Source organism: Sphingosinicella flava (assembly GCF_016025255.1).
GTDB classification, from domain to species: Bacteria; Pseudomonadota; Alphaproteobacteria; order Sphingomonadales; family Sphingomonadaceae; genus Allosphingosinicella; species Allosphingosinicella flava.
In genome coordinates this window covers 1,557,731-1,581,714 of the sequence record NZ_CP065592.1, presented here as the reverse complement: position 1 = coordinate 1,581,714, position 23,984 = coordinate 1,557,731, and the positions used below count along the sequence as shown (strand labels likewise).

Annotated in this window: 25 protein-coding genes; 14 read left to right on the top strand and 11 right to left on the bottom strand. The window is 67.3% G+C overall.

Annotated elements, in window-relative coordinates; genetic code table 11:
* Positions 1 to 69 precede the first annotated feature (69 nt).
* Together kynB and kynU are read left to right on the top strand one after the other, a co-directional pair.
* Positions 70 to 708, top strand: a complete 639-nt coding sequence (gene kynB, locus IC614_RS08165) for an arylformamidase (protein WP_404829122.1) — start codon at positions 70 to 72, stop codon at positions 706 to 708.
* Entirely contained in the window at positions 705 to 1,940 is a 1,236-nt protein-coding gene (gene kynU / locus IC614_RS08160) for a kynureninase (protein WP_200970855.1), read from the top strand. The genes kynB and kynU overlap by 4 nt, the downstream gene beginning before the upstream one ends.
* A gap of 16 nt (positions 1,941 to 1,956) precedes the next feature.
* Here the strand turns inward: kynU and IC614_RS08155 are convergent, their stop codons facing one another.
* Positions 1,957 to 2,379, bottom strand: a complete 423-nt coding sequence (locus IC614_RS08155; protein WP_200970854.1) for a hypothetical protein — start codon at positions 2,377 to 2,379, stop codon at positions 1,957 to 1,959.
* A gap of 129 nt (positions 2,380 to 2,508) precedes the next feature.
* Between IC614_RS08155 and IC614_RS08150 the strand changes: the two genes are divergently transcribed.
* The 3 genes from IC614_RS08150 to IC614_RS08140 are packed head-to-tail and all read left to right on the top strand — an operon-like array spanning position 2,509 to position 4,628.
* Positions 2,509 to 3,510, top strand: coding sequence for a hypothetical protein (locus tag IC614_RS08150; RefSeq protein WP_200970853.1), 1,002 nt, complete (start codon positions 2,509 to 2,511; stop codon positions 3,508 to 3,510).
* Positions 3,511 to 3,538: 28 nt separating this feature from the next.
* Positions 3,539 to 4,120 (top strand): fasciclin domain-containing protein, encoded by a 582-nt coding sequence (locus tag IC614_RS08145; protein ID WP_200970852.1) that lies wholly within the window; start codon positions 3,539 to 3,541, stop codon positions 4,118 to 4,120.
* A 55-nt stretch (positions 4,121 to 4,175) separates the two neighbouring features.
* Positions 4,176 to 4,628, top strand: coding sequence for a cytidine deaminase (locus tag IC614_RS08140; protein ID WP_200970851.1), 453 nt, complete (start codon positions 4,176 to 4,178; stop codon positions 4,626 to 4,628).
* A 3-nt stretch (positions 4,629 to 4,631) separates the two neighbouring features.
* Here the strand turns inward: IC614_RS08140 and IC614_RS08135 are convergent, their stop codons facing one another.
* Genes IC614_RS08135 through IC614_RS08120 form a run of 4 tightly spaced genes read right to left on the bottom strand, consistent with a single transcriptional unit; the run spans position 4,632 to position 8,483 of the window.
* On the bottom strand, positions 4,632 to 5,573 hold the full coding sequence (locus IC614_RS08135; protein ID WP_200970850.1) for an isopenicillin N synthase family dioxygenase: 942 nt from the start codon (positions 5,571 to 5,573) through the stop codon (positions 4,632 to 4,634).
* 48 nt (positions 5,574 to 5,621) lie between these two features.
* Positions 5,622 to 6,884, bottom strand: a complete 1,263-nt coding sequence (locus IC614_RS08130) for a NupC/NupG family nucleoside CNT transporter (RefSeq protein WP_200970849.1) — start codon at positions 6,882 to 6,884, stop codon at positions 5,622 to 5,624.
* Positions 6,885 to 6,921: 37 nt separating this feature from the next.
* On the bottom strand, positions 6,922 to 7,491 hold the full coding sequence (locus tag IC614_RS08125; protein WP_200973158.1) for an LOG family protein: 570 nt from the start codon (positions 7,489 to 7,491) through the stop codon (positions 6,922 to 6,924).
* Between the two features lie 2 nt (positions 7,492 to 7,493).
* Positions 7,494 to 8,483 (bottom strand): adenosine kinase, encoded by a 990-nt coding sequence (locus tag IC614_RS08120; RefSeq protein ID WP_226372606.1) that lies wholly within the window; start codon positions 8,481 to 8,483, stop codon positions 7,494 to 7,496.
* Positions 8,484 to 8,735: 252 nt separating this feature from the next.
* Here IC614_RS08120 and IC614_RS08115 point away from each other — a divergent pair, with 252 nt between their 5' ends.
* Positions 8,736 to 9,380 (top strand): queuosine precursor transporter, encoded by a 645-nt coding sequence (locus tag IC614_RS08115; RefSeq protein WP_200970847.1) that lies wholly within the window; start codon positions 8,736 to 8,738, stop codon positions 9,378 to 9,380.
* A gap of 133 nt (positions 9,381 to 9,513) precedes the next feature.
* Here IC614_RS08115 and IC614_RS08110 read toward each other — a convergent pair whose 3' ends face one another.
* The 3 genes from IC614_RS08110 to IC614_RS08100 form a co-directional block, all read right to left on the bottom strand.
* Complete coding sequence (locus IC614_RS08110) at positions 9,514 to 10,968, bottom strand: AMP nucleosidase (protein ID WP_404829121.1); 1,455 nt, start codon at positions 10,966 to 10,968, stop codon at positions 9,514 to 9,516.
* Positions 10,969 to 11,048: 80 nt separating this feature from the next.
* On the bottom strand, positions 11,049 to 11,402 hold the full coding sequence (locus tag IC614_RS08105; protein WP_200970846.1) for a PilZ domain-containing protein: 354 nt from the start codon (positions 11,400 to 11,402) through the stop codon (positions 11,049 to 11,051).
* Between the two features lie 75 nt (positions 11,403 to 11,477).
* Entirely contained in the window at positions 11,478 to 14,657 is a 3,180-nt protein-coding gene (locus IC614_RS08100; RefSeq protein WP_200970845.1) for an amidohydrolase family protein, read from the bottom strand.
* Between the two features lie 52 nt (positions 14,658 to 14,709).
* Here IC614_RS08100 and IC614_RS08095 point away from each other — a divergent pair, with 52 nt between their 5' ends.
* Complete coding sequence (locus IC614_RS08095; protein WP_207791103.1) at positions 14,710 to 15,231, top strand: hypothetical protein; 522 nt, start codon at positions 14,710 to 14,712, stop codon at positions 15,229 to 15,231.
* Entirely contained in the window at positions 15,228 to 16,151 is a 924-nt protein-coding gene (locus IC614_RS08090) for a cation transporter (RefSeq protein WP_200970843.1), read from the top strand. The genes IC614_RS08095 and IC614_RS08090 overlap by 4 nt, the downstream gene beginning before the upstream one ends.
* On the opposite strand, the gene IC614_RS08085 is transcribed toward IC614_RS08090, so the two are convergent.
* Positions 16,109 to 16,576, bottom strand: a complete 468-nt coding sequence (locus IC614_RS08085) for an MAPEG family protein (protein WP_200970842.1) — start codon at positions 16,574 to 16,576, stop codon at positions 16,109 to 16,111. The two genes, IC614_RS08090 and IC614_RS08085, sit on opposite strands and share 43 nt — an antisense overlap.
* A gap of 193 nt (positions 16,577 to 16,769) precedes the next feature.
* Between IC614_RS08085 and rpmF the strand changes: the two genes are divergently transcribed.
* The 6 genes from rpmF to IC614_RS08055 all read left to right on the top strand — a co-directional run bounded on the left by rpmF (position 16,770) and on the right by IC614_RS08055 (position 20,582).
* A complete protein-coding gene (gene rpmF / locus IC614_RS08080) occupies positions 16,770 to 16,949 on the top strand; it encodes a 50S ribosomal protein L32 (protein WP_106640257.1) in 180 nt (59 codons plus the stop codon).
* Positions 16,950 to 16,966: 17 nt separating this feature from the next.
* Positions 16,967 to 18,016, top strand: a complete 1,050-nt coding sequence (gene plsX / locus IC614_RS08075) for a phosphate acyltransferase PlsX (RefSeq protein ID WP_200970841.1) — start codon at positions 16,967 to 16,969, stop codon at positions 18,014 to 18,016.
* Entirely contained in the window at positions 18,013 to 18,972 is a 960-nt protein-coding gene (locus IC614_RS08070) for a beta-ketoacyl-ACP synthase III (RefSeq protein ID WP_200970840.1), read from the top strand. Before plsX ends, IC614_RS08070 begins: the two co-directional genes overlap by 4 nt.
* 104 nt (positions 18,973 to 19,076) lie before the next feature.
* The gene (locus tag IC614_RS08065) at positions 19,077 to 19,382 is read left to right on the top strand and encodes an integration host factor subunit alpha (RefSeq protein WP_200970839.1); all 306 of its coding nucleotides are present in this window, start codon (positions 19,077 to 19,079) and stop codon (positions 19,380 to 19,382) included.
* Between the two features lie 8 nt (positions 19,383 to 19,390).
* Positions 19,391 to 19,774 (top strand): MerR family transcriptional regulator, encoded by a 384-nt coding sequence (locus IC614_RS08060; protein ID WP_200970838.1) that lies wholly within the window; start codon positions 19,391 to 19,393, stop codon positions 19,772 to 19,774.
* 76 nt (positions 19,775 to 19,850) lie between these two features.
* A complete protein-coding gene (locus IC614_RS08055; protein WP_200970837.1) occupies positions 19,851 to 20,582 on the top strand; it encodes an energy transducer TonB in 732 nt (243 codons plus the stop codon).
* A gap of 16 nt (positions 20,583 to 20,598) precedes the next feature.
* Here IC614_RS08055 and IC614_RS08050 read toward each other — a convergent pair whose 3' ends face one another.
* Both IC614_RS08050 and IC614_RS08045 read right to left on the bottom strand, forming a co-directional pair.
* Complete coding sequence (locus IC614_RS08050) at positions 20,599 to 21,138, bottom strand: SixA phosphatase family protein (protein WP_200970836.1); 540 nt, start codon at positions 21,136 to 21,138, stop codon at positions 20,599 to 20,601.
* Positions 21,135 to 23,972, bottom strand: a complete 2,838-nt coding sequence (locus IC614_RS08045; protein ID WP_200970835.1) for an ATP-dependent DNA helicase — start codon at positions 23,970 to 23,972, stop codon at positions 21,135 to 21,137. Before IC614_RS08045 ends, IC614_RS08050 begins: the two co-directional genes overlap by 4 nt.
* Positions 23,973 to 23,984: the final 12 nt, after the last annotated feature.

Sequence of the window (23,984 nt, the reverse complement as noted above, 5' to 3'; positions counted from 1 at the left end):
CTGAGGCCCGTTGTAAAGAGGGCGATCGGGCTTGCGCCCGCCCCGAAAAATGCGTCAAGGTCGGCGTCCATGATGGACCGTCCGATCATCGATATCTCGCAGCCGCTGCGCCCCTCGCTGCCGGTCTGGCCGGGCGACACGCCGTTCACGGAGGAGCGGACTTGGGCCTATGGTCCAGATTGCCCGGTCAACGTCTCCGCCCTCCGCCTCTCGACGCACAGCGGCACCCATGCCGACGCGCCGCTGCACTACGACCCGGCGGGTGCGCCGATCGGAGCGGTCGATCTCGACACCTATGTCGGCCCGGCGCGGGTAATCGATCTGCGCGGCAAGGGCCCGCTCGCCACTCCGGACATGATCGCGCCCCATCTCGACGCTTCCGTGCGCCGCGTGCTGATCCGCAGCTGGGACCTGTTCCCGCATGACAGGTGGGAAGAAGCGTTCATGGCGATCGCGCCCGATGCGATCGACCTGCTTGCCGGACGTGGTGTCGTGTTGATCGGCACTGACGCCCCGTCCATTGACCCGCAGGATTCGAAGACGATGGGCGCCCATCTCCGGGTCAAAGCGGCGGGCATGCACATCTTGGAAGGGCTGGTCCTCGACGATGTCGAGGCGGGCGATTACGAGCTCATCGCCTTGCCGCTTAAACTGGCGAACCTCGATTCCTCGCCGGTGCGCGCGGTGCTGCGGAGATTGCCGGAATGACGATCACGCTCGACGACGCCCGCGCTCTGGACGCGCGCGATCCGCTCCGCGCGCACCGCGACCGCTTCCTCATCGATCCGGATACGATCTATCTCGACGGCAATTCGCTGGGCGCCCTGCCGCGCGCGTCCCGTGCCCGGATCGCGGAAGCGGTGGACGAACAATGGGGCCGCGATCTCATCCGCAGCTGGAACAAGCATGGCTGGCTCGCCGCGCCGGAACGGATCGGCGCCAAGATCGCGCCGCTCATCGGCGCGCGTCCCGCCGAAGTGATCGTCGCCGATTCCACCTCGGTCAATCTCTTCAAGCTGCTCGGCGCGGCGCTGGCGGCGCGGCCGGGCCGGAAGATCATCCTGTCGGAACCCGGCAATTTCCCGACCGATCTCTATATCGCGCAGGGCGTGGCGGATGCCCTGCCGGGCGTCGAACTCCGCACCCTCGCGGCCGGCGCCATCGCCGACGCGATCGACGAAGAAGTCGCCGTCGTCCTGCTCACCCATGTCCATTACAAGACCGGCCGCATGCTCGACATGGCCGGTATTACGCGCGCCGCGCATGCCAAGGGCGCTTTGGTTCTTTGGGACTTGAGCCATAGCGCCGGCGCCGTGCCGGTCGATTTGAACGGCTGCGACGCGGATCTCGCCGTCGGTTGCGGCTACAAATATCTGAACGGCGGGCCGGGCGCCCCCGCCTTTCTGTTCGTCGCGGAGCGGTTGCAGGCCGAACTGAATTCCCCGCTCAGCGGCTGGATGGGCCATGCCGCCCCCTTCGCGTTCGGCGATGATTATGCCGCGGCGCCCGGCATCCGCCGCTTCCTTTGCGGAACGCCGCCGATCCTCGCCATGACGGCGCTCGAGGCCGGGGTCGAGGAATTCGCCGGCGTCGACCGCGACGCCCTGTTCGCCAAATCGCGCGCGCTGACCGGCCTGTTCATCGATCTCGTCGAGGCGCGCTGCGCGGGCCACGGCTTCGATCTCGTCACCCCCCGCGATCCGGCGCTGCGCGGCAGCCACGTCTCCTTCCGCCACGGGGAGGCCTATCCCATCTGCCAGGCCATGATCGCGCGCGGCGTGATCGGCGATTTCCGCGCCCCCGACATCTTCCGCTGCGGCTTCACCCCGCTCTACACGGGCTATGGAGACGTCTGGCGGGCCGTCGACATTCTGGCCGACATCATGGACACCCGCGCCTGGGACAAAGACACCTATCGCATCGTCCTGCCGGTCACCTGAACGATGCGATTGCGCGTTAAAGCCCTTCCACCAGCATTACGGTGATCATCGCGCTCATGATCCACAAAGCGAGCAGGAAGAGCGGGCCGTAGACCCATTTGGTCCGCCAGCGCCGCGTGCGGTCGCGCAATGTCGTGCGCGGGATGGTTTCGACGAACTGCATGAACCGCACCTGGTCGGCATCCGCTTCGGACGGGATCGGCTGGAGGACGGGCAGGCGGCGCTTGTACCGGGGAACATGGTCGTCCGCCTCCTCGATCGAACCGTCGCCGTGGAGGATCAGGTCGGGCGTCAGGCCGATATGGGTCAGGCAGATGACGCCTTCGCCCCGATCCGGGCCCAATTCCGCGACATAGCCTTTGCGGACGAGGGTATGGAGGCGCTGGAAGGCGCGATTGCCGGGCTTCGCCGCGGGCATAGTGCGGGTCAATTCGGTCATCGCGCCATAGTGTATCAGGCCCACAATACAGTCAATCGATTCGGATCGCCATTCCGGTTTGGAACGCTGCGCGGACGGAACCGGCGAGGAAGGATGGGCGTTTTCCGGCCCGACCCAAGGAGATTGCGTATGCGTAACATGCTGATCGCGGCGAGCGCGCTCGCCCTCATCGGGGCGGGCCCGGCTTTGGCTCAGGGACACGGCAAAGGCGGCGGCCATTCCCAGAGCAAGGACCAGTCCGGCAAGCCCGGCAAGGGGCAGGGGAATGGCAAGGGCCATGGCAACGGCCACGCCGCGCGCGGCAATGGCGGTGGCGCCGCGCGGGATCGCGGCCCCGTCATCGTCCAGGCCCGGCATGACGGCCGCAACGACAATCGCGGCGCGGCAAAGCGCGAAGACCGCAGGGCGCGCGCGGAAATCAAGCAGGCGCGCGCCATGGAAGCCCGCGCTGAACGCGGCGATCGCGTGAAGCGCGTCGTGCGCGCCGAGCGGCGGCCGGTCGAGGTCGCGGTCTTGCGCGATACCGATCGCATCCGCACGGTCCGCACCGGCTTGATCGACGGCTGCCCGCCGGGCCTCGCCAAGAAGAATAATGGCTGTCTTCCCCCCGGCCAGGCGAAGCAGCTTGCCGAACGCCGCGCTTATTATAGCGACTGGTGGCGCTACGGCCGCGACGGAAACGACGATCTCTACCGCTACGATGACGGCTATCTCTACCGGATCGATCCGCGCAGCTACGCGGTGTCGGGCTTCCTGCCGGTGCTTGGCGGCGCGCTTGGCGTCGGCAATGTCTGGCCGGCCGGATATACGGCCTATCCAGCGCCCGATTATTATGTCGATTATTACGGTTATGGCGATAGCCCCTATGACTATCGCTATGCCGATGGCGCGCTTTACGGCGTCGATCCTTCGACCAACGCCATCACCCAGATCGCGGCCTTGCTGACCGGCAACGATTGGACGGTGGGCCAGGCGATGCCGGCGGGCTATTCGGTCTATAACGTGCCCTATGCTTACCGGTCGCAATATTACGACACGCCTGAAGCCATGTACCGCTATGATGACGGCTATATCTACCGTGTCGATCCGACGACGCAGCTGATCCAGGCCGCCATTCAGCTCATCACCTGATCTGGCTTTCAACAACAGGGAGAGGTCCATGACCAGAAACGCTGCCAGCGTGATGCTGGCCCTACTCGCCCTGCCGCTCGCCGCTTGCGGGGACGGCGCGGGGGGCGGCGGAAACGATATGGCCGCCGCCAACACCGCCGCTCCCGCCACGGAGCCGGGCGACAAGTCTCTGACGGCCGCCCTCGACGGCGATGCCAGCACCATCGGCGATCTTGCCAAGGCTGCGGGCCTCGGCACGGCGCTGGGCGGCGTTGGACCCTATACGATCTTCGCGCCGCGCAACGCCGCCTTCGACGCGCTCGGCAAGGACCGGGTGGAAGAATTGAAGGGGGAAGGGATGCGCGCCCAGGCCGCATCGCTCGTCACCGCCCATATCGTCCCCGGCCTCGTCACCGCCGCCGACCTGCAAAAGGCGGTCGCGTCGGGCAAGGCGGAAATGACGACGATGGCGGGCGGCACGCTCAGCTTCGCGCGCGACGGCGACGCCATCGTCGTGAAGACGGCGGACGGCCGCAGTGCCCGTCTCGTCGGCGGCGAAACGCTCGCCTCGAACGGCGCGATTCATCCGATCGACGGCTTGCTGGTGCCTATGGACGGGGCGGGACAGTAGGGCGCCCGTCACAGCCCGCTTTCCTCGCGGCGGCCAGGCATTCTATAGGCGGGGCATGACCGATCCCGCCACCGCCTCCCTCGTTGCCCGCGCCCGCACGGCCGCGCTCCGCGCTTACGCGCCTTATTCGGGCTTCAGCGTCGGTTGCGCGATCGAATCGGTGGATGGGGAAGTCGTCACCGGCGCCAATATGGAAAATGCCTGCTACCGGCTCGGCGTCTGCGGAGAGATTGCGGCGCTCACCGCCGCCCAGGCCGCGTTCGGGCTCGACAGGATCGCGCGCATCGCCGTCTCCGGCGGCCATGTCGCGGACGGCGCTTTGAGCGGCGCGTCGATCGTCACCTGCTGCGGGGGTTGCCGCCAGTCGATCCTGGAGGCCGCGCAACTCGGCGGCCGCGACATCGCCGTCATCTCATCGAACGGTGACGGCACGGAGACGATGGTGACGCCGATCTCGGAGCTGATCCCGCACGGTTTCGGGCCCGCGAACCTCAAGGATGCGGGCTGATCTTCAGACCAGCTTGATCTCGCGCAGCCGCTGCATCAGGAAATCATGCGCGGTGATCGGCTCGGGATAGAGGTTCGGCCGCTCGTCCGACACGCAGCCCGGCAGCGTCTCGATCAGGTAATCGGGACGGAAGTGCAGGAAGAAAGGCATCGAATAGCGCGAATGGCCGCGCCGTTCGGGCGGCGGGTTGACGACGCGGTGCGAGGTCGACTTCAGGACATTGTTGGTGAGGCGCTGCAGCATGTCGCCGATATTGACGACGAGCTCGCCTTCCTTCGGCGACACCGGCAGCCATTCGCCGTCGCGGTCGAGCAGTTGAAGCCCCGCTTCCTCGGCGCCGAGCAGCAATGTGATCGTGTTGATATCCTCATGCGCGCCCGCGCGGACGCCCGAGGCTTCCGGCGAAACCGGCGGATAGTGAAGCAGGCGCATCACGCTGTTGCCGTCCCGCACCGTATCCTCGAAGAAATCGGGCGCGAGGCCGAGGTGGCGGGCGATGGCGGACAGGAGGCGCCCGCCCGCTTTGTCGAACGCCGCGAAGAGCTCAAGGAAGGTTGTCTTGAACGACTCCACTTCGGACGGCCAGATATTGTCCGCCATCGCCGCCTTGAACGGATGCCCCTCGGCAAGCGCCCGGCCGATATGCCAGAATTCCTTCAAATCATGCTCGGTCGCGCCCTTGGCGGTCTCGATCCCGAATGGCGTGTAGCCGCGCGCGCCGCCCCCGCCTGGGATATGATAGGCGCGCTTCGCCGCGTCCGGCAGCGCGAAGAAGGCCTTCGCCTTCTCCTCCGCGCGGGCGATGAGATCGGCCGGAATCCCGTGATCGGCGATGATCGCGAAGCCGTAGCGTTCGAACGATTGCCCAAGCTCGCGCGCAAAACCCTCGGGATCGGTTTCGGACGCGGCGAGCGAGACGGAGGCGATGGAGGATGCTTTGGTCATGGCCTGTGCCTTTGATCCGCTTTTCCTAAAAATTCCAGCGTCTTGATGTCAGGCCGCGCCGATCATCATTCCGGCGAGCGCCGCGCTCATCAAATTGGCGAGGCTGCCCGCGATCAACGCCTTCACACCCAGCCGGGCGATCACCGGCCGCTGGTTCGGGGCAAGGCTGCCCGTCACCGCCATCTGGATCGCGATCGAGCTGAAATTGGCGAAGCCGCACAGCGCGAAGGTGACGATGGCGACGGTCGCGGGGGACAAGGTGCCCTGCTGCGCGCCGAGGCTGATGAAGGCGACGAATTCGTTGAGCACGACCTTTTCGCCGAACAGCCCGCCCGCGCGCCCGGCTTCCTCCCACGGCACGCCGATCAGATACATGACCGGCTGGAAGACGTATCCGACGATGCGCTGGAAGGTCAGGCCCTCGATGCCAAACCAGCCGCCGACGCCCGACAGCAGGCCGTTGGCGAGCGCGACGAGCGCCACGAAGGCGAGCACCATCGCGCCCACCGCGACGGCGAGCTTGACGCCCGTCTGCGCGCCCTGGCTCGCGGCCATGATGATGTTGGCGGGCTTTTCCTCGTCATGCGTCGCTTCGGCGAGCGCGATCGTCTCCGCTTCCGGATCGTCGCCCAGCGGCAATTCGTCCCCACGCTCCGGCGCGTCCGGCATCATGATCTTGGCCATCAGAATGCCGCCCGGCGCCGCCATGAAGGAAGCGGCGAGCAGATAGTCGATGCGGATGCCCATCGCGGCGTAGGCGGCAAGGATCGTGCCCGCCACGCCCGCCATGCCGACCGTCATCACGGTGAAGAGCTGCGACGGGGTGAGGGTCGAAAGATAGGGCCGGATGACGAGCGGCGATTCGCTCTGCCCGACGAAGATGTTGGCCGCCGCGCAGAGCGATTCCACCTTCGACACGCCGGTCACTTTCTCGAGGCCTCCGCCGATCCAGCGGATCACGAACTGCATGACGCCGAGATAATAGAGGATCGAGATGAGCGCGGCGAAGAAGATGATGACCGGCAGCGCCTGGATCGCGAAATTCTGCCCCAGCGGATCGCTCGCGAGGCCCCCGAACAGAAAGGCCGTCCCCGCATTGGCATAGCCGAGGAGGTTGGACACGCCGCCCGACGCGAAGGCCAGGGCCTGCCGCCCCCACGGCGCGTAGAGCACCAGCACCGCGATCCCCGCTTGCAGCGCAAAGGCCGCGCCCACCACGCGCAGGCGGATTCCCCGGCGGTTGGAGGAGAGCGCGAACGCGATCAAAAGAATGAGCGCCATGCCGGCAAGGCCGGTCAAAATCCTGGTCATGTTCAGAAAAACCTCCCCCACGGGCTCTAACCGGCCCTCACCACACCATTTTCGCTTCGGCCGCGTCAATGGCCGCGTCCAGTTTCGATATCGCGTCGCCGATCGTCTCGGCGACCAGCAGCTGCCCCCGCCGCGCCGGCGACATGAAGCCTTGTGCCGTCACACCATCGAGAAAGCCGATCATGCCGTCCCAGAAGCCCACGACGTTCAGGAGCGCGAACGGCTTGGCATGATAGCCCAAGGCATTCCACGTCCAGGCCTCGAACAATTCGTCGAACGTGCCGATGCCGCCGGGCAGCGCCACGAAGGCGTCGGTGAGTTCCGTCATCTTCGCCTTGCGCTCGTGCATCGACCCGACGACGTGCAATTCGGTAAGGCCTTTATGCGCGACCTCCAGGTCGATCAGCGCCTGCGGAATGACGCCATGCGCCTCGCCGCCCGCCGCGACCACCGCGTCCGCCACCACGCCCATCAGACCCAGCCGCCCGCCGCCATAGACGAGGCCGATGCCGCGCCGCGCCATCTCGGTGCCGAGCTCCCGCGCGAGATCGGCGAAGCGCGGGTCCGCGCCCATGCTCGACCCGCAATAGACGGCGAGGCGCTTCATCTTCATATGCTGGCGATCAATTCTTGAAGGTCCGCTTCGGGACGCGCGCCATAATGGGAAATGACTTCCGACGCGGCGAGCGCGCCGATCTTCAGGCTGTCTTCCAGCGACCGCCCGCGCGCCTGGCCGATCAGGAACCCGGCGGCGAACAGGTCGCCCGCGCCGGTCGTGTCGACCACTTTGTCGATCCACACGGCAGGAACCGAAACACTCTCGCCGCCCGCCACCGCCCGCGCGCCCTTCGCGCCGCAGGTGACGACGAGGCAGGCGACCTTCGGCGCGATGGCGGCGATGGCGGCGTCGAGACCGGGAAGGGCGGCCAAAGCCTTCAATTCCTCCTCATTCGCGAACAGCATGTCGATCATGCCGCCGTCGATAATCTCCCGAAACTCTGCGCGGTGGAGAGCGATGAGTGCGATGTCGGACAAAGTGAAGGCGACTTTCCGGCCCGCGTCTCTCGCCACCTGCATCGCCCGCTTCATCGCCGCGCGCGGCCCCTCGGCGCGCCACAAATAGGCTTCGAGATAGAGGATCGCCGCCGACCGGATCTGGTCGTGATCCAGCACGTCGTGGGTCAGGCAGTGGGCGGCGCCAGGGAAGGTGTTCATCGTCCGCTGCGCATCGGGCGTGACGAGGATCAGGCAGCGCCCGGTCGGCACGCCGTCGGCGCACGCCGGAGTCGCGAATTCCACGCCCTGGGCGCGAATGTCGTGCCTAAAGACGTCGCCCAATTGATCCTTCGCCACCAGCCCGACGAACCCGGCGCGTCCGCCCATGGCGGCGATCCCCGCCATCGTGTTCGCCGCCGATCCGCCGCTCGTCTCGCGCGCCGGGCCCATATGGGCATAGAGCCGCTCGGCTTCCTCGGGCGTCAGGACGCACATCGATCCCTTGACCAGGCCTTCCCGCTCAAGAAAATCATCCTCGGCATTGGCGATGACGTCCACCACGGCGTCGCCGATCGCCAGCACGTCCAGTTTGGTTTCAAACACTTGTGGCAGCAGCTTTCGGGTGAAGGTCGGCAATTGGGACGAAGGTTCTCCCATGGCGCGAACACGCACGAATGGAAAGACTTTTTACGCTATAAACCCCTCCCCCTTGATGGGGGAGGTTGGGTGGGGGTGATCTACGACGTAGAACTCGTTCCTTCCGGACGCATCACCCCCACCCCATCCCTACCCCATCAAGGGGGAGGGGCTCGCCACGCCATTGCCACATCCGGCCCATCCTGTTTAGGAAGTGCAATGACCACTGCCACCACGTCCGGCCAATCCGGCATCTCCCGCTCCCTCTTCATCCTCTCCATCTTTTACGGGGGCATGACCTGCATCGCGGGCGTTCTCGGCAACAAGCTGGTCGCCCTGGGGCCGCTCGCGGTGGAAGCGGGCATCTTCGCCTTCCTGCTCCTCGTCGTAACGTCGAGCGCGATCGCCGAGACCAAGGGGCGGGAGACGGCGAACAAGCTCGTCCTCTACGGCTTCATTCCGCTCATCACGTCGATGATCCTCATTCGCCTCGTCCTCGCGCTGCCGCCCGCCGCTTTCTGGGAGGAAGAGCGCCGGGTCGCCTTCGACCTCATCCTCAACCAGTCGGCGCGGCTGATGCTCGGCGGCATGATCGCCTACGGCACCTCGCAGATCCTGAACGTCTTCATCTTTACCAAGATGAAGCGCGCCGAAGGCGGCCTCCTCTGGCTGCGCGGCCTCGTCGCGGGCGTGCTGAGCCAGGCGGTCGACACCGTGATCTTCATCTTCATCGCCTTTTACGGCGTCGCGCCGGTCGAACTGATCCTGCCGGGCCAATTGCTCGCCAAGGTCGTCCTCTCGGCGATCCTCGTGCCCCCGCTCATCTACGCCTTCGTCGCGCTCGTGAAGCGGTTGGACAAATAGCCTCTCTCCCCTTGCGGGAGAGAGGTTGGAGAGAGGGGTGTGAGCGAAGCGAGCCTGAAGATACCTTCAGCCGCATCGAGCGGCTTCAGCCATACCCCTCTCCCTAATCCTCTCCCGCAAGGGGAGAGAGGCTTTAGCGAAACGGCGGCTCGTCGAAGCTCCTGAGCTTGCGGCTGTGCAGCGTGTCGCCTTCCTCGCGCAGGATCGACAGGGTCTCGATCCCGATCCGCAGATGCTGGCTGATCGCGCGTTCGTAAAAACTGTTCGCCTGTCCGGGCAGCTTGATCTCGCCGTGCAGCGGCTTGTCTGACACGCAGAGGAGCGTCCCATAAGGCACGCGGAAGCGATAGCCCTGCGCCGCGACCGTCGCCGATTCCATGTCGATCGCGACCGCGCGGCTCTGGTTGAAGCGCAGCGAGGATTGGGCGAAGCGCAATTCCCAATTGCGGTCGTCGGTCGTCACCACCGTCCCGGTGCGCAGGCGGCGCTTCAAATCCGCCGCATCCTCCCCCGTCACGCGCAAGGCGGCGTTGAACATCGCCTGCTGCACTTCGGCGATAGCCGGGATCGGCACTTCGACCGGCAGCACGTCGTCCAGCACATGATCGTCGCGCAGATAGGCGTGGGCGAGGACATAGTCGCCGATCGTCTGGCTGGGGCGGAGGCCGCCGCAATGGCCGATCATCAGCCACGCTTCAGGCCGCAGCACGGCGAGGTGATCGCAGATCGTCTTCGCGTTGGACGGTCCGACGCCGATATTGACGAGCGTGACGCCCAGCCCCTCCTTCGCGATCAAATGATAGGCCGGCATCTGGTGCTTGCGCCAATTGCCGTTCGCGACCAGCGCCTCGGCATCCGGCGTATCCTTCGTCACATAGACGCCGCCCGGCGCCGACAAGGCGCTATAGGGGCTCCCTTCGCGGCCCAATTCCTCCACCGCCCAGCGGACGAATTCGTCGACGTAGCGGACATAGTTGGTGAACAGGATGTAGCGCTGCGTATGCTCGGCGGGCGTGCCGGTATAGTGGCGCAGCCGCGCCAGGCTGAAGTCGACGCGCGGGCCGTCGAACAGCGACAAGGGGCGCGGCGCGTCCGGCGCCTGGATCCAGATGCCGTCCGCGATCTCGTCGCCGATATGCGAAAGCTCGGTGGTCGGGAACCAGCGGCCGAGCTCGGCCGTGTGCACGCTGTCGAGGCGCAGATCGTCCGACCCGTCCAGCACGTAAGGATAGGGAATTTCGCTCGGGGACGGCCCCACCGAAATCTCGACCTGATAATCGGCGACGAGATAGCCGAGCTGTTCTTCCAGATAGGCGCGGTAAAGGTGCGGCCGCGCGACGCTGATCGCGTAGCGGCCGGGCTGGTTCAACCGCCCGAAGGCGCGGGGCGGGAAGGGCGCGGCGCGTTCCTGCCGGTGATCGATGCGCAGTTCGGGATAAGCGAACAAGCCCTTGGCACGTTCCGCCGGATCGGGTTTCTCGCCGGTCTTAAGATAGCGGGCAAGCGCGGTGCGGAGGCAGGCGGTGGACCGGTCCGCGATGGTGCAAAGGTCGTCGATTAATCCGGGAATGTCGTCGATGCGCGTCACGTCTCACCTCTTGTCGTGGCGCGGTCAGTGACAGAAATTGCGGGCGGAAGCCACCCTGCCGGACGTCTATCCGCCGGTTTTCAGGCGAGAATGATCTCGTGCCCGAAGCGCAGGCCGATTTGCCCGTCCTTTATCCAGCGGACGAAGGCATGGATCGGCGTGCAGCGGTCGAACTGGACGATCACGGTCTCGCCCAGGCGCGGAATGATCGGGCAGGTGATCATCGTGCCGCGCGAAGAGATGTTGTGCACCTCCGCCGGTATCTTCTGGCCGCGAAACAGCAATGTGGCGCGGCTGACGATATCGCAGCGCCGCTCCACGGCGCGGGCATCGTCCAGGCATGCGCCGCTGACGATGGCGGCACGATAGGCGCGGTCTTCGGCATTGCGCAGGGTCAACACGGCAATCCCCCCTTGTCGTTCGCGTGCCTTCATGAACCTGAAGGGTTACCGAACCGTTAGCAAGCGCGCCGCTAAGCCCCTCCCCCTTGATGGGAGGGGCTCATCGCCTCACTTCTCCCAATAATAAGGCTGGCGCTTCCGCTCGCCCGTCACTTCCTCGTTCAGCGTCATCGCGTCGTACAGGCGGCCGTTCAGCATCACCTTAGCGATCTTGTCGGTGTTGCGGATGTCCGCCGTCGGATCGGCGTCGAGGACCACGAGATCGGCGAGCTTGCCGGGCTCCAGCGATCCGATATCCTTGAAGCCGAGCGCCCGCGCCGGGTTGATCGTCGCGGTCTTCAGCGCGTCGATCGGCGCCCATCCGCCGCGGCCGAACGACCACATGTCCCAATGGAGGGCGAGGCCCTGCTGCTGGCCGTGCCCTCCGGCGCTCACCGTCACGCCATGTTCGGCAAGCAGCTTCGCGGTCGCCGCGCTCACCTTGTCGGCATAATCCTCTTCCGGCGCCTTCGTCACCCGGACGAGCTCGGGCTGGAGCTGGCTGGCGGGCGCGTGGGCGGTGAGCAGGGGATGCTTCCACACCTCGTCACGCGCGATCCAATAAGGCTCCGCGCCGGGCCCGCCATAGGTGACGCCGAGCGTCGGCGTGTAGGCGACCTTGGTCGCGCCGTAAAATTCCAGCACGTCCTTGTAGAGCATCGATTGCGGAATGTTGTGCTCCAGCGTCGTGTTGCCGTCCGCGATCAGCGCCATGTCCATGTTGAACAGCGAGCCGCCCTCCGGCACCACGGCGATGCCTTCTTTCTGCGCGGCGGCGACGACCTGCTGGCGCTGGTCGCGGCGCGGCTGGTTGTAATTCTTGATGCTGTGCGCGCCTTCGGCTTTCAGGCGGCGGACGTGGGCGAGCGCATCGTCGTAGCTGTCGATGACGGCGTAGCGCCCCGGCAGCTTCGCGCCGTAGACGATCTCGCCGGACGAAAAGATGCGCGGCGCGAGGATCAGCCCCGCCCGTTGCATCTCGCCCGCCGGGAAAATCTCGCTCGCCGTGCTCGACGGATCGTGGATGGTGGTGACGCCGAAGGCGAGGTGCGCCATCTCCTCCCAATTCTGCTGCGGGATCAAATCGTCCTCGCCCTGCGGCCCGTGGGCATGGGCGTCGATCAGGCCGGGGATGATCGTCTTGCCCGCGACGTCCACAACTTTGGCGCCGTCCGGAATAGCGACCGATCCGCGCGGCCCGACCGCCTTGATCCTGTTGCCGTCGATCAGGATCACGCCGTCCTCGACGATGCCGCCGGCCGCATCCGCCATGGTGACGATCTTCGCGCCGGTCAGCGCGACCAGCCCCTGCGGCTTGTCCGCCCGCGCCGGCAGGGCGAGCGACACGCCCGTCTTGGGCGCCGCATATTTGGGCGCGTCGCCGCCGGTGCCGATCAGCGCGCCCGCATCCGCTGTGTAGAGCGTCGGCCCCAGGCTCCAGGTGAGGGAGCGGCCGTTCGCCCAGCGCAGATACTGGCCGCCGTCGCCGCTCGCCTTGGTGACGGGCAATTGCGTGCCCTTGGCGCCGACGTCGATCGTCTTCGCGCCGCCCCAGAACGGCGTCACGAACACGCTGTAATTCTCGCGGAAGGCGATGGCGTCGCCGGTCGGCGCGACTTCATAGCCGGTCGCCATGGCGCCCTGCGCGTGGACCCGCTCGTCCTTGCCGTTCATGTCGACGCTGACGAGCCGCAGTTTCTGGTCGCCGCGCCGTTCGAGGAACAGGCGGTCGCTTGATGCGCCGAAATGCGGATTGCCGCCGTCGCGGGTCACCAGCACCGGCGCGCCGCCCGATGCCGCGACCTTGAAGATGCCGTTGTCTTCGGACCAGCTTTCGGCGGTCAGCCCGCCCGAGCCGGTACGCTCGAACACGATGGTCCGGCCGTCGGGCGAGAAAGCCGGGCGGCGGTAATGGCCCGGCGTGTCGGTCACCGTCCGCATGTCCGATCCGTCCGCCGCCACCGTGCGGATTTCGCCGAGCCTCCCGTCGTTCCAGCTGACGAAGGCGATGCGCCCGCCGTCGCGCGACCAGGCCGGGAACAGCTGGAAGTCGCCGTCCGCGCCAGTCAGCAGGCGCGGCGCGCCACCCGCCATATCCTTGACGTAAAGGCGCCCCAGGCTTTCGAAGACCACCTTCGATCCGTCCGGCGACACCGACGCGAAGCGCGGCATCTTCGTCGTGAAGCTGTCCGGCGCCACGTCCACCACCGGCCGCACCGGATCGACCACGTCGCGCGTGTCGCTCACCTGGAACGGGATTTCGGCGGCGTTCGATCCGTCGGCGTCGACGCGGCGGATCTTGCCGCCCGCCCAAAAGACGATGGAGCGGCTGTCCGGCGTCCAGTCCATGTTGGGATACAGGCCCATGACGCCCCAGGTTTCCTGCATGTCCTGGTCGAGCGCGTCGTAGATCTTGCGCTCCTCGCCCGATTTCAGATCCTTGACGTACAGCTTCGATTTGGCGCGCTCCCGCCGCACGAAGGCGAGGTAGCGGCCGTCGGGCGACGGGGCGGGGCGCACCGATCCGCCGAAGCCGGAAGCCGCCGTCGACCGCTCGCCCGTCTTGAGCTCGTAACGCTCGATGTTGAACAGGTCGCCGTTCGAATTTTGCGCATATTCGAAAACGTTCCCCGGCGTCACGTTGCGGGTGAAATAGATGACGTCGCCCTTCGGCGCGAAGGTCGGCTCGCCCAATTCCTTCTGGAATTGCGGGTTGGGCCGCTCGACCAGCGCGACGCCTTCGCCGCCGCCGACATGATAGAGCCAGACCTCGCCGGTGCCGGCCGAACGCTGCGTCGTGAAGTGCTTCCTCGCGGCGATATATTTGCCGTCCGGGCTCCAGCTCGGATTGTTGAGCAGGGTGAATTTCTCGGACGTCAGCGCCCGCTTGCCCGATCCGTCCGCGTTCATGATCCAGATATTGTCGCCGCCGCCCCGGTCGGAGGTGAAGGCGATCTGCTTGCCGTCGGGCGAAAAGCGCGGCTGCACCTCGAACGCGATGCCTTCCGCGATCCGCGTCGCCTTCCCGCCCGTCACCGGCATGGTGTAGATGTCGCCCAGCAAGTCGAAGGCGATGGTCCTGCCGTCGGGGCTGACGTCGACGTTCATCCACGTGCCTTCGGTCGTGTCGACCTTCACGGCCCGCGTCTTGAGCGGCGGCTTCATCACGTCCCATTTCGGCTTGTCGTCGGCCGCCATCGCGGTTGTGGACAGGAGAAAGAGCGACAAAGCCGCGGCGCGCTTCAGCATTTTGAGAGACCCCCCATGGAACCGTCCGCGCCCGGCGCGGAATCAAGATAGGGTGGGAGAGGTGCAACAACCGGGCGGACGGCGCAAGCCGCATCCGGAACGCGCCCGTCCCGGCGAGCGTTTGGGCACCGGAATGATTCGCGTATCGGCCCTTGTCGCTTTCCTCCTGCTCGCCGGCTGCGATTCCCTGCCGCGCGATCCGGACGGAACGCTGGACCGGGTGCGGGAAGCCCATCTGTTGCGCGCCGGGATCGTCGCCGGGCTCGCCGATCCGTCCGGCGCCCGCCATTATATCCGGCGCGTGGCGGGCCGCACGGGCGCGCGGGCGCAGGTCGAAGGCGGCAGCGCCGAACATCTCCTCGCCCGCCTCGACGCCGGTGATCTCGACCTCGTCGTCGGCGAATTCGGCGCGGGCTCGCCCTGGGGCCTCCACGTCAGCTTCCTTCCTGCGCTTGCCGAACGGGGGACGCCCTATGGCAACGTCCTGCTGGTGCCCGCCGCCCGCAATGGCGAAAATGCCTGGATCGCTCTCCTCCACCACGAGGCGAAGGCGATGCGCGGGGCCGCTTCATGAGCCTGCGCATTCCGCCGGAAATCGAGCCCGACCTGCGCCGCGCCATCCGCCTCGAATGGTGGACGCTCGCCTGGCTCGCCTCGATCGTCGCCGTCATGGGCCTCACCGCCGGGGCGAGCCAGGCGATGCGCACCGCCTGGATCGAGGACATGCTGAGCATGGTCCCCGCCATCGTCTTCCTGGTCGCGGTCCGGATCGAACATCGCCCGCCGACCCGGCTCTTCCCCTTCGGTTTTCAGCGCGCCAACAGCATCGCCTTCCTCATTTCCGCCGTCGCCCTCGCCGCGGTCGGCGCCATGCTCCTCTTCGAATCGGGGATGACCCTGCTCAAGGCGGAACATGCGACCATCCCGCCGGTCACGCTGTTCGGCGCGACCTTCTGGTCGGGCTGGCTGATGGTCGCGGCGCTCCTCTATTCGGTCGTGCCGCCGGTCATCCTCGGCCACATGAAGCTGCCCGTCGCCCGGCGCTTGCAGGACAAGGTGCTGCATACCGATTCGCTGATGCAGAAGGCGGATTGGATGACGGGGGTCGCGGGCGTCGGCGGCGTGGTCGGCCTGGGGCTGGGCCTGTGGTGGGCGGACGCGGCGGCGGCGATGCTCATCGCGTTGAGCATCCTGCGCGACGGCGTGAACGCGCTCCGCATCGCCACCGCCGAACTCGCCGACGGCGCCCCGCGCGCGCTCGACAGCGATGAGCTGGCGGAAGATGCGCAGGCGCTGATCGGCTTGCTGAGGCGCCATTATCCGGATGCGGATATCCGCCTGCGCGAAACCGGCCGCTTCATCCATGCGCAAGTGGTCTGCGCGGCGGCGGACGCGCCGCTCGACCTGAAGGGCGCCTGGCCCGCCGAGCCGGAGCGCGGCTGGCGCCTCGCTCAGTTGAGCTTCGTGCCGCCCGCGCTCGACGGCAGGGCCTGATCGCCACTCGGCACCAGCCGCATTTCGCCGCCCACAGGCTGCGCATAAGCCAGGGTGATGGCGTAGATGGCGAGCGCGAGGAGCGGCAGCATGGTGAGGATCATGCCCCCGATGCGCAGCCGGTTGAGCGTGCCTTTGTCCATGCCGAAGGCGTGGAGGATGCGGCCGAGGATGAAGAGAATGGAGACGATCCAGAGCCAGGTCGCCGATCCCGCGCCCATTTCCACGAGGCCGAGGAGGATGAGGTAGAAAGGCGCATATTCGACGAAATTGGCCTGCGCGCGCATGCGGGCGGTGAGCGCCTGGGCGCCGCCGTCGCCGATCAGCACCTTGTGGTGCCGCCGCATCTGGCCGACGCGCCACGACAGCCAGAAATTGAGGAGGGCCGCGGCGCCCGCGATAGTGAGTGTGATCGGCAGGATCATGATGCTGGTTCCCCCATGGTACCGCCGTCTGCTCGCACGAAGAGGCGGCGCTTGCAACAGCGGGGAAAATCGGTATAGGCCGCAACGCTCAAGAGCGAGCAGAGGGCCGCCAGGCCGTGGCCCGAACAGGCCGTGACCATTGGCCTCCCGCTTCGCCCGCATCAACACGAATCAGAAACGAACAGGTGCCAGCATGGCCGTCCCTAAGAGAAAAACTTCGCCTTCGAAGCGCAACATGCGCCGCAGCCACGACGCGCTGCGCGTCGAAGCGTTCCAGGAATGCCCGAATTGCGGCGAGCTTTACCGTCCGCACAATCTGTGCACGGCCTGCGGCCATTATAACGGACGCGAAGTCCTTCCTGTCGAAGCCTAAGGGCAGGGATTAACCGCATGGGCAGTTCGCCGCGAATCGCCCTCGATGCGATGGGTGGCGATGTCGGGCCGGCGGTTCTGGTGGCGGGCGCGGCTCTCGCCTTTCAGCGCCGCGACGATCTGCGCTTCCTGCTGTTCGGCGATGAAGGCGCGATTCGCGCCGAGCTCGCCGCGCACCCTGAGCTCGCGTCGGTTTGCGAAGTCGTCCATTGCGACGATGTGATCGCCGGCACCGAGAAGCCGAGCCAGGCGATCCGCCGCGCCAAGACCACTTCCATGGGCCAGGCGGTCGCCGCCGTGAAGGACGGCCGTGCCGACGCCGCCGTGTCGGGGGGCAATACCGGCGCGCTGATGGCGATGGCGAAGCTCGCCTTGCGCACCCTCCCCGGCATCGACCGCCCGGCGCTCGCCGCCTTGCTCCCGACGCTTGGCGACAACGACATCGTCATGCTCGATCTCGGCGCCAATACGGAGGCCGACACCCGCAACCTCATCCAGTTCGCGGTGATGGGCGCGGCCTATGCCCGCGTCATCCTGGAGCTGGAACGGCCGCGCGTGCAGCTCCTCAACATCGGCACGGAAGAGCTGAAGGGCACGGATGAGCTGAAGGACGCCGCCACGGCTCTCCGCGCCGCCACCGCCCTTCCCATGCAATTCGACGGCTTCGTCGAAGGCGACAAGATCGCCCGGGGCGATGTCGACGTGGTCGTCACCGACGGCTTTTCCGGCAACATCGCCCTGAAGACCGCCGAAGGCACGGCCCGCTTCGTCACCGACCTCCTGAAGCGCGCCTTCACCAGCTCCGTCCGCTCGAAGATCGGCTTCCTCATCTCGCGCCCGGCGACCGAGCTCTTGAAGCATCATCTCGATCCGAACAATCACAACGGCGCGGTCTTCCTCGGTTTGAACGGCCTGGTCGTGAAGAGCCACGGCAATGCCACCGCCAAGGGCGTCGCCAATGCGATCCGCGTCGCGGCGCGCATGGTGCGCGAAGAGCTGACTCGCAAGATCATGGACGATCTGGACCGCTTTCCCTCCGATCATATTAGGGGGAGCGGCGCGAAATGAGGCGTTCGACGATTATCGGCACCGGTTCCGCCTTGCCCGCGCGCTGCGTCACCAATGCCGATCTTGCGCAGCGCGTCGACACCAGCCACGAATGGATCGTCGAGCGCACCGGCATCGAGCAGCGCCACATCGCCGCCGACGGCGAGACGACCGCGACCCTCGCCACCGAAGCGGCAAGGAAAGCGCTCGAAGCGGCGGGCGTGCCCGCGGACAAGATCGGCCTCATCGTGCTCGCCACCGCCACCCCCGACCAGACCTTTCCGGCCAGCGCCACGAAGGTCCAGACCGCGCTCGGCATCGACGACTGCATCGCCTTCGACGTCGCCGCCGTCTGCACCGGCTTTCTCTACGCCCTCTCCGTCGCCGACAATATGGTGAAGGGCGGCATGGCCGATTATGCGCTCGTCATCGGCGCGGAAACCTTCAGCCGCATCCTCGATTGGGAGGATCGCGCCACCTGCGTCCTCTTCGGCGACGGCGCGGGCGCTTTGGTCCTGAAGGCGGAAGAAACGCAGGATCGCGGCATCCTCGCCACCCGCCTCCATGCCGACGGCCGCCACAACGAGCTTCTCTATGTCGATGGCGGCGTGTCGACGACTGGCACGGTCGGCAAGCTCCGCATGAAGGGCAAGGAAGTGTTCCGCCACGCGGTCGTGAACCTCGCCGATGTCCTGAACGAAGTGCTCGCCGCCGCCGGGCACGCGCCGGACGAGGTCGACTGGGTCGTCCCGCATCAGGCCAACAAGCGCATTCTCGATGCGACCGCCAAGAAGCTCGGCCTCGCGCCTGAAAAAGTGGTGGTCACGGTCGACCGGCATGCCAACACGTCGGCCGCCTCGGTGCCGCTCGCGCTCGACACGGCGGTGCGGGACGGACGAATCAAAAAGGGCGACCTCATCGTGATGGAGGCGATGGGCGGCGGCTTTACCTGGGGTGCCGCGATCGCTCGTTACTGAAATGAAACGACAAAGTGCGGATTGACTGTTGCGTCGCTGCGCTTAATGTCCCGGCGGGGAATTTTTTGGGGGAAAGGTTTTTTGTCATGGCGGACGCAGGAATAATGAGGGAGCCAAAGGCCGGCACGCTGACGCGCGCGGATCTCGCCGACGTCGTTCATGACGAAATCGGCCTGTCGCGCGCCGAATCCGCGAATGTCGTCGAACGCATCCTGCACCATATGTGCGCGGCGCTCGCCGATGGCGAGAATGTGAAGATTTCCGGCTTCGGCAGCTTCATCCTGCGCGACAAGGGCGAACGCATCGGCCGCAATCCCAAGACGGGCGTCGAAGTGCCGATCGCGCCGCGCCGCGTCCTCACCTTCCGCGCCAGCCAGCTGATGCGGGAGCGTATCGTCAGCGGCGGCTAAGAGACGGAATGGCGGATTCCAAGAGCGAGGGCGCGTTCCGCACGATCAGCGAAGTCGCCGCCGAGCTTGGAGTCCCGCAGCATATCCTGCGTTATTGGGAAACGCGTTTCCCGCAATTGAAGCCGCTGCAGCGCGCGGGCAACCGCCGTTATTACCGGCCCGACGATGTCGCGCTCGCCCGCCGCATCCACCAGCTTCTGGACCAGGAAGGCTATACGATCCGCGGCGTCCAGCAGATGCTGGCGGGGAAGGGGGCGGGGCCCTCCGCCCAGCCTGTTCAATCCGCGCCCGCTCCATCCATAGCGGCCGCCCCATCCGCGCCGCCCGCCATGCCGGTCGAGGCGCTCGCCGCCCTCCGCGCGCTGCTTCAGGACGCGCTCGACGAAGGCTGACCGGCGCCCGGCTGGATCGCCCCGCGCGCTGAATCGTTCAGGATCCTATCATTCTCGACCGGCTAGGCTTTCCGCGATGATCGAGACCGCGACGCAGGACAGGGTCAAATCGGCGCTCGTCGCCGGCGCCGTCCACGCATTGCTCGCTTATGCCTTCATCGCCGGGCTCGACCGGCATGCCGCGCCCGCGCTCGATCCTCCGCTGAAGCTGTTCGACATCAGCTTGCCGGTTCCGCCGCCGGTCGTCGAAACGGTCCAGCCCGAAAGCCGCCGGATGCCGGAACCCGAAGGCCGCGCCGCCCCGCCCGGGTTGAAGGCTGAGGCGTCTCCCATCGTGGCGCCCAAGCCGCGGGTGCGGCTCGATCCACCGCCGCCCGTCGTCGCCGCGCCGGTGCCCGGCATCGGCGCCTCGGTCTCGCAGGGCGCCTCCGACGTCCCGGGCCCCGGCACCGGCGCGGGCGGGACCGGCACGGGCACCGGGAGCGGCGGGGCGGGAAGCGGCACGGGCGGCGGCGGCGCGGCGGCGCGGGCACGGCAGATTGCGGGCCGGATCGTCAATGCCGATTATCCGCGCGCGGCGAAGCGGGCCGGGGTGGAAGGCGAAGTGCTCGTCCGCTTCACCGTCGAGCCCGATGGCCGCGTCGGCCGCTGCTCCGTCGTTCGCTCCAGCGGCAGCGACGCCCTCGATTCCACCACCTGCCGCCTCATCCAGCAACGCTACCGCTTCGCGCCCGCGCGCGACGCGTCGGGCCGTCCGGTCAGCGACGAAAAAGGCTGGGTCCAGCGCTGGTGGCTGGAACGGGACTAAGGGGCGCCTAACACGGTCAATAACTGTCCTCGTCCGGCCCCAGCTCGGGATCCAGATCGCGCGGCCGGATGAAACGGGCGATGGTGCCTTCGCCTTCCGCCACATCGGCCCAATGCGCCACGTCGAACCGGATTTCGGCAATCGTCGCGGTCGGATATTTGACCGCCGCTTCCTCGCGCAGCGCACCCGGCCCGGCCAGCATCAGCGCCAGCCGCTCGAGGCCCGGATTGTGGCCGACGATCATCAGCCGCTCGACGCCGTCATCCGTCTCCCGCACGATATCCAGCAACGTCTCCGCCGCGGCGAGATAGAGGCGCTGGTCGTAATCGGGCGACAAGGCGCGGCCATAACCGGTTTCGATATCGGCCAGGGTCTCGACGACGCGCAGGGCGGGCGATGCGCGCACCGCGTCGAAGATCAATTTCTCGGCCCGCATCGCGCGGCCCACCGTCTGCGCCGCCCGCCGCCCGCGCCGGTTCAAGGGCCGGTCGAAATCCCGCGCTACCGGATCGTCCCAGGTGGACTTGGCGTGGCGCAGCAAAGTCAGGATTTTCATTCCGCCCTTTCGGATGCCGTAACGTCCGGATCGCTTTCTTGCACCAAAAAGGCGGCGCTGGAAAGGCGCGCCCGCACCCGCGCCACCGCCTCGTCGAACGTCACCCGGCTGATCGCGACGCCGGGCGGAAAGGCGGTCATCAGCCGCGACGGCGCCGCCGCCGACAGAAGGACGAACAGCCCCCTGTCCTCCGCCCGCCGGATCAGCCGTCCGAACGCCTGCGCCATGCGCGCCCGCACGACGCGGTCGTCATAGGCGCTGCCCCCGCCCGCCGCCCGCCGCGCCGCGTGGAGCACGGTCGGGCGCGGCCACGGCACGCCCTCCATCACCACGAGCCGCAGCGAATGGCCCGGCACGTCGACCCCGTCGCGCAAGGCGTCGGTGCCGATGAGGGACGCGCGCGGATCGTCGCGGAAGATGTCGACCAGGGTGCCGGTGTCCATCGGATCGACATGCTGGGCGTAGAGCGGCAGCCCGGCCCGCGCCAGCCGGTCCGCGATCCGCGCATGGACCGCCTTCAGCCGCTGGATGGCGGTGAACAGCCCCAGCGTCCCGCCCTCCGCCGCCTCGATCAGCCGCGCATAGGCCCCGGCAAGCTGCGGAATATCGCCGCGCTTCAGGTCGGTGACGATCAGCACTTCGCTGTTCGCGCCATAATCGAACGGGCTCGGCGCTTCGAAGTGGAGCGGCGGGCGATCGAGGTGCCAGGCCCCGGTCCGCGCCTCCGCCGCGCCCCAATCCTCGCTCCCGCGCAGGGTCGCGGACGTAACGATCACGCCATGCGCGGGCTTCAGCACCGTCTCGGCGAGCGGCCGCGTCGGGTCGAGCCAGCGCCGGTGCAGCCCGATATCATATTCGCGCCCCTCCGCCCGCTCGACGCCGAGCCAGTCGACGAAATCGGGATCGGCCGGACCGCCAAGCCGCGACACGAGCGCGATCCACGCGCTGAGCGTCCCTGTCCGCCACGACAGCCCCGCAATCGCCCCCTCGATCCGCGCCCGCGCCTGCGCGTCGAGCCAGTCCGGCGCGTCCTCCAGCACCGCCTCCAGCCGTTTGGCGAGCGCCATCAAGGGCCGCATCAAGGCCTCCAGAGCCTCGGCGGCCGGCTGCGCCGCCGCGACGATATCGCCGTCGAGCTCGGCCATTTCGGTCTCGAGCCCATAACCCGCATCCTGCGCCGAGGCCCGCGCATAGACGGTGCCGCGTACTGCGCTCAGCAGCTTTTCCAGCGGCCCGAACGGCACTCCTTCCGCGATCCGCCCGATCCAGCCGTCGCCCGGCAGCAAACCCGCCGCCTGCACCGCCGCGTCGAGCGCCAGCGCCCCCTGCTCGTCATAGGACGCAACGTCGCTCAGCCGCGCCGACAGCCCGCGCCGCCGCCCGCGCGACTTGCCCTCCGGCCCGATCAGCCAGCGCCGCATCTCGATCGCTTCCTGCCCGCTGAGCGCCACGCCGAACGTCGAATCCGCCGCGTCGAACAGATGATGGCCCTCGTCGAAGATCAGGCGGGTGGGCGGATTGCCGCTCTCCCGCCCGCGCGCCGCGTTGACCATGACGAGCGCATGGTTGGCGATGACGATATCCGCATCCTGGCTCGCCCGCGCCGCCCGCTCGATGAAGCATTTCCGGTAATGCGGGCAGCCGGCATAGACGCATTCGCCGCGCCGGTCGGTCAGCGCCGTCGATCCCGCCCGCCGGAAGAGGGTGGGGAGCCAGCCCGGCAGGTCGCCGCCCACCATGTCCCCGTCTTTGGTATAGGCCGCCCAGCGCGCCACGAGTTGCGCCAGGATCGCCGCCCGGCCCGCAAAGCCGCCTTGCAGCGCGTCTTCCAAGTTCAGCAGGCACAGATAATTTTCCCGCCCCTTGCGGACGACCACCTTCTTCTTGCGCTCAATCGCATCGGGGAAAAGCCGCAATCCTTCCTTGTCGAGCTGGCGCTGCAGCGCCTTGGTATAGGTCGACACCCACACCGCCCCGTCCGCTTTCTCCGCCCACAGCGAAGCGGGCGCGAGATAGCCCAGGGTCTTGCCGATCCCCGTCCCGGCCTCGGCGAGCAGCATGTTGGGAAGGCCGTCGGCCACGCGCGGCCCGAACGCTCCGGCGGCGGCGGCGGCATAATCCTTCTGCCCCTCCCGCGCTTCCGCGCCCTGCCCGGTCAGCCGCGCCAGCCGTTCCACCGCGTCCTCCGGCGCCACCCGCACCGGCCGGGGCTGTCCGCGGGCACCGCCTTCCTCCCATTCCGGGAGCTTGGAAAACAGCCACCGCTCATCCCGCTCCGGCCGCTTCAATCTTTGCGCCACCGCCGCCGCCCACGGCCAGCGCAGCCGGTAAAGCGATTGCGCCGAAGCCCAGGCGCCCTCGCGCTCGGGCCAGGCGGGGTCTTCGAGGGTGGAGAGGAGTGTTTCGGCCGCTTCGAGCAGAAATGCAGCGGCGTATGCACCGTCAAAATCCTCCCCAGCATGGGGAGGGGGACCAGCCGAAGGCTGGTGGAGGGGCTGCCCCGAACCCTTTGCCAGCCCCTCCGTCAGCGCTACCGCGCTGCCACCTCCCCGTACCGGGGAGGATCTCAAAACTCCCGCCAGCCCTTTCGGCGTGGGCACCACGAATCTTGCCGGATGCACGAACGCGAACAGCTCCAGCAAATCCAGCCCCGACAAATCGGGATAGCCCAGCCGCTGTCCCACCAACGGCGCGTTCAGCATCACCATCGGCGTTTCGGCGGCGCGCGCGATCGCTTCGCCGCGCCCGACGCCGCGCACCCTGCCCTCAGGATCGGCGATCCAGATGCCGCCATGGGTTGCGTAGAGCGCCGGATAAGGCAAAGAGGCCGTCATCCGCTCCATTTG

Coding starts and splice junctions, on each gene's coding strand:
- kynB (WP_404829122.1), top strand. CDS start 70: ATGATGGACCGTCCGATCATCGATATCTCGCAGCCGCTGCGCCCCTCG.
- kynU (WP_200970855.1), top strand. CDS start 705: ATGACGATCACGCTCGACGACGCCCGCGCTCTGGACGCGCGCGATCCG.
- IC614_RS08155 (WP_200970854.1), bottom strand. CDS start 2,379: ATGACCGAATTGACCCGCACTATGCCCGCGGCGAAGCCCGGCAATCGC.
- IC614_RS08150 (WP_200970853.1), top strand. CDS start 2,509: ATGCGTAACATGCTGATCGCGGCGAGCGCGCTCGCCCTCATCGGGGCG.
- IC614_RS08145 (WP_200970852.1), top strand. CDS start 3,539: ATGACCAGAAACGCTGCCAGCGTGATGCTGGCCCTACTCGCCCTGCCG.
- IC614_RS08140 (WP_200970851.1), top strand. CDS start 4,176: ATGACCGATCCCGCCACCGCCTCCCTCGTTGCCCGCGCCCGCACGGCC.
- IC614_RS08135 (WP_200970850.1), bottom strand. CDS start 5,573: ATGACCAAAGCATCCTCCATCGCCTCCGTCTCGCTCGCCGCGTCCGAA.
- IC614_RS08130 (WP_200970849.1), bottom strand. CDS start 6,884: ATGACCAGGATTTTGACCGGCCTTGCCGGCATGGCGCTCATTCTTTTG.
- IC614_RS08125 (WP_200973158.1), bottom strand. CDS start 7,491: ATGAAGCGCCTCGCCGTCTATTGCGGGTCGAGCATGGGCGCGGACCCG.
- IC614_RS08115 (WP_200970847.1), top strand. CDS start 8,736: ATGACCACTGCCACCACGTCCGGCCAATCCGGCATCTCCCGCTCCCTC.
- IC614_RS08105 (WP_200970846.1), bottom strand. CDS start 11,402: ATGAAGGCACGCGAACGACAAGGGGGGATTGCCGTGTTGACCCTGCGC.
- IC614_RS08100 (WP_200970845.1), bottom strand. CDS start 14,657: ATGCTGAAGCGCGCCGCGGCTTTGTCGCTCTTTCTCCTGTCCACAACC.
- IC614_RS08090 (WP_200970843.1), top strand. CDS start 15,228: ATGAGCCTGCGCATTCCGCCGGAAATCGAGCCCGACCTGCGCCGCGCC.
- IC614_RS08085 (WP_200970842.1), bottom strand. CDS start 16,576: ATGATCCTGCCGATCACACTCACTATCGCGGGCGCCGCGGCCCTCCTC.
- rpmF (WP_106640257.1), top strand. CDS start 16,770: ATGGCCGTCCCTAAGAGAAAAACTTCGCCTTCGAAGCGCAACATGCGC.
- plsX (WP_200970841.1), top strand. CDS start 16,967: ATGGGCAGTTCGCCGCGAATCGCCCTCGATGCGATGGGTGGCGATGTC.
- IC614_RS08070 (WP_200970840.1), top strand. CDS start 18,013: ATGAGGCGTTCGACGATTATCGGCACCGGTTCCGCCTTGCCCGCGCGC.
- IC614_RS08065 (WP_200970839.1), top strand. CDS start 19,077: ATGAGGGAGCCAAAGGCCGGCACGCTGACGCGCGCGGATCTCGCCGAC.
- IC614_RS08060 (WP_200970838.1), top strand. CDS start 19,391: ATGGCGGATTCCAAGAGCGAGGGCGCGTTCCGCACGATCAGCGAAGTC.
- IC614_RS08055 (WP_200970837.1), top strand. CDS start 19,851: ATGATCGAGACCGCGACGCAGGACAGGGTCAAATCGGCGCTCGTCGCC.
- IC614_RS08050 (WP_200970836.1), bottom strand. CDS start 21,138: ATGAAAATCCTGACTTTGCTGCGCCACGCCAAGTCCACCTGGGACGAT.
- IC614_RS08045 (WP_200970835.1), bottom strand. CDS start 23,972: ATGACGGCCTCTTTGCCTTATCCGGCGCTCTACGCAACCCATGGCGGC.